Source organism: Actinosynnema sp., from assembly GCF_052038725.1.
Genome location: NZ_JBQGCX010000402.1, coordinates 1 through 3,358, shown reverse-complemented (window position 1 = coordinate 3,358; position 3,358 = coordinate 1). Strand labels below are relative to the sequence as shown.

Sequence of the window (3,358 nt, the reverse complement as noted above, 5' to 3'; positions counted from 1 at the left end):
GCAGCTCGATGAGCTGATTCCACTGGTGATCACCCGTTGTTCGGGCATTCGTGTTCGTCGACACGACAGTGATGCTCCCCCAGTTGCCGCATGTCCTTCCGTGGCCACGTCCGCCACGGGCCACAAATACCTCTACACGAGAGGTATCTTCTCTGACAAGGTCGTGGCCAGTGCGATTCGGGGCGATTACGCCGAAAGCAGTAGGTGGCTAACAGCGAATCTCTCCCATAACCGGTGAAACCGACACCCCCGACCTGGTGGTGCGTCTCGCGCTCATGACGAAATGCCCCATTCGGGTGGGAGTTCGGGGCAGGTAATGAACGGTTTGGGGAACTCTCAACCGCCTTTTACTGGAGGAAGCCGTGGCGAACGTTGAGGTTGTGCGGACGGCCGCGGGCGGACCACCGGCCGTCGACGGCTCCTGGCTGTGGGACCGGCTCGCGCTCTCCGCCCGCGGGAGGCCGGGCACCACCCCCGGCGCGATCCCCGCCGAGCTGGCCCCGGTGCTGCGGCTGTTCGACGCCGCCACGGCAGGCTCGCTCACCGGAGGCCCCTCGGTGCCCTCCGCGGGCGCGCTCTACCCGTACGAGCACCTGGCCGTCGTGACCGATCCCGACGGCGTCCCCTCGGTCTACGCGGTCGACCCGGCGCGCAGGCGCTGCCGACTGGCCGCCCGCGGCAGGCAGGTGCGCGCGGCCCTGGTCGACGGCGGCCTCGCGGACCCCGCGCAGGCCCTCGTGCTGGTCGTGCTGCGCCCCTGGCTGTCGATGCGCAAGTACGGCGACCGGGGCTACGTCTACGCCCAGCTGGACGCCGCCCACGTCGCCACCCACCTGCTGTGCCTGGCCCAGGAGCTGGGGGAGCGCGCCGAACTGCGCTCCAGGGCGTGCGGCGCCCCCCTCGGCGCCCTGCTGGACCTGGAGCGCGGCTGCCGCGCCGTGCACAGCGCGCTCGTCGTCACCGGCTGCGCCGCCGACCCCGTCCCCGGCTGGACGGTCGTGGACGGGCGCGGCGACCCGGTGTGGACGGAGACCCCGTCCTGGCTGGAGGTCGAGTGCTGGCGCTCCCTGGAGGCCTACCGCGCCGCCCCGCCGCCCGCCGCCCCCGGCGCGCTGCCCCGCCTGCCCCTGCTCGCGGGCGACCGGGCCGAGCACGGCTTCCCCTCGGGGCAGGCGGCCACCGCGCTCGCCGCGCGCCGCCGCTCCAGCAAGGACTTCGCCGCCGTCCCGCTGCCCCTGGCCGACCTGGAGCGCGCGCTCGCCGCCCTGGGCACCCCGCTGGCGCTGGACGCGCCCCACGACGCCCGCGTGCGCGCCACCCTCGTGGCCCGCAGGGTCACCGGCGTCGCCCCCGGCAGCTACCCGCTGCCGGACGGCCTGCCCGGCACCAGGCTCGTGGCGGGCGCGCCCGGTGACGAGGAGCTGGTCAGCACCTGCATGGGCCAGGAGCACCTGCGCAACAGCGCCGCGCTGGTCCTGCTGCACACCGACCGGGAGTCGCTGCTGCGCGACGGCGCCGCCAGCATCGAGGCCGCGCTGCTGCGCGCGGGCGCGCTGGCGCACCTGCTCTACCTGGGGGCGGCGGGCGCCGGGGTCGCGGTCACCGCGATCGGGGGCTTCGACGGCTGCCGGTGGCGCGCCCTCGCGGGCCTGCCCGGCACCACCGAGGTGCTGTACGCGGTGCTCCTCGGGGGCGCGGAGGGCGCGGCCCCGACCAAGCTCGACCGGCTCCAGCCCGCCTACGCCCACAACGCGCGGTGAGCCCGGTGCTGGCAGAGCTGACCGCACGGGCGCTGCGCGCCCACGCCCACCGACCGCTGCTCTCCGACGACGGCGGCGTCCTCACCGGCGCCGGGCTGGACGCCGCGGCGAGCGCCGCCGAGACCGGGCTGCGCCCGTTCCTGCCCGAGGTCGCCCCCGCCAGGGTCGGCCTGCAGGCGGGCAACTCCACCGCCTACGTGGTGGTCTACCTGGCCCTGCTCCGCGCGGGCTGCCTGCCCTTCCTGCTCGACCTGGCCACGGCGCCCGCCGAGGTCGCGGGCATCGCCGAGACCTGCGGGCTGGACCTGCTGCTGCACGAGCAGGCCACCGCGCCCCCGCACGGCGTCCACCGGGGCCGGGTCGCGGGACTGGAGGTCACCGCGCTCACCCCCCGCCCCGACCGGCCCGACACGCACCCGGACACCGAGGTGTGCCGCTTCACCTCCGGCTCGACCGGCAGCCCGCACTGCATCGAGTTCTCCGGCCGGGCCGTGCACCGCGCCGCCGCGAACTGGGCCCTGGGCACCGGACTGACCGGCTCGGACACCATCGCCTGCTTCGCCTCGCTGTCCAACGGCCTGGCGTTCAACACCTCCCTGCTGTCGGCGTTCCTGGTGGGCGCCCACCTGCGGCTCGGCCGGGGCCTGCCCACGGCGGGCCGGGTCGCGCGGCTGCTCCAGGCCACCGGGGCCACCCGCCTCACCGGGTTCCCGGCCCTGTACGAGTCCCTGGTCCGCCGGGGCGGGGCGGTCGGCGCGGGGACGCTGCGCATGGCGGTGTCCTCGGCGGCCCCGCTGCCCGCCGAGGTGAAGCTGCGGTTCACCGAGCTGACCGGCGTGCCCGTGCAGAACTACTACGGCGTCGCCGAGGCGGGCCCGCTCACCTTCGCCGCCGACCCGCGCAGCGATCCGGGCCTCGGCCAACCGCTGCCCGGCGTCTCGCTGCGCGCCGGCGAGCCGGGCGACCCCGGACCGGTCCGGGTGCGCAGCGAGTCGATGGGCACCCGCTACCTGGGCTCGCCGGGCCTGCTGGAGGGCCGCGTCGACGACGAGGGCTTCTACCGCACGGGCGACCTCGGGCACCTCGAAGGCGGCAGCCTCGTGCTCGCCGGGCGCGCCGACCAGCTGATCAACGTCGGTGGCCGCAAGGTCGACGCCGCCGAGGTCGCGCGGGTGCTGCGCGGCGCCGAGGGGGTCCGCGACGCCGTCGTGCTGGAGGTGCCCGACCGGCACGGCTCCCCGGCGCTGGCCGCCGTGCTGTGCGGCGGCGACCCGGCCGCCGCGCGCGGGCACGCGGCGGGCCTGCTGGCCGCCCACAAGGTGCCCACGCTGCTGCGCGTCGTCGACGAGATCCCGCGCGGCACCACGGGCAAGCCCGCCCTGTCCGCGCTGCGCAGGCTCTTCGCCTGACCTCCGACCACACCACCGAGGAGCACCCATGCCGGTTCCCGACGACCTGCGCGGCCGGATCGCGCGCATCGTGATCGACTCCGCCGAGGGCGACCTGACCCCGGCCGAGCTGTCCGCCGCGGGCGGCTCGCTGGCCGGGGTGGGCTACTCGTCGCTGTCGCTGATCAGGATGATCGACGCGATCGAGAA

2 protein-coding genes are annotated in these 3,358 nt (G+C 75.9%); both read left to right on the top strand.

The genetic code is table 11. The features are described from left to right. Nucleotides 1-362: 362 nt before the first annotated feature. Nucleotides 363-1,760: a nitroreductase family protein gene (locus tag ACTUAL_RS08095; RefSeq protein WP_157767677.1), complete on the top strand. Its 1,398-nt coding sequence runs from the start codon at nucleotides 363-365 to the stop codon at nucleotides 1,758-1,760. Nucleotides 1,761-1,765: 5 nt separating this feature from the next. Next, nucleotides 1,766-3,169 (top strand): class I adenylate-forming enzyme family protein, encoded by a 1,404-nt coding sequence (locus ACTUAL_RS08090; protein WP_096493881.1) that lies wholly within the window; start codon nucleotides 1,766-1,768, stop codon nucleotides 3,167-3,169. Nucleotides 3,170-3,358: the final 189 nt, after the last annotated feature.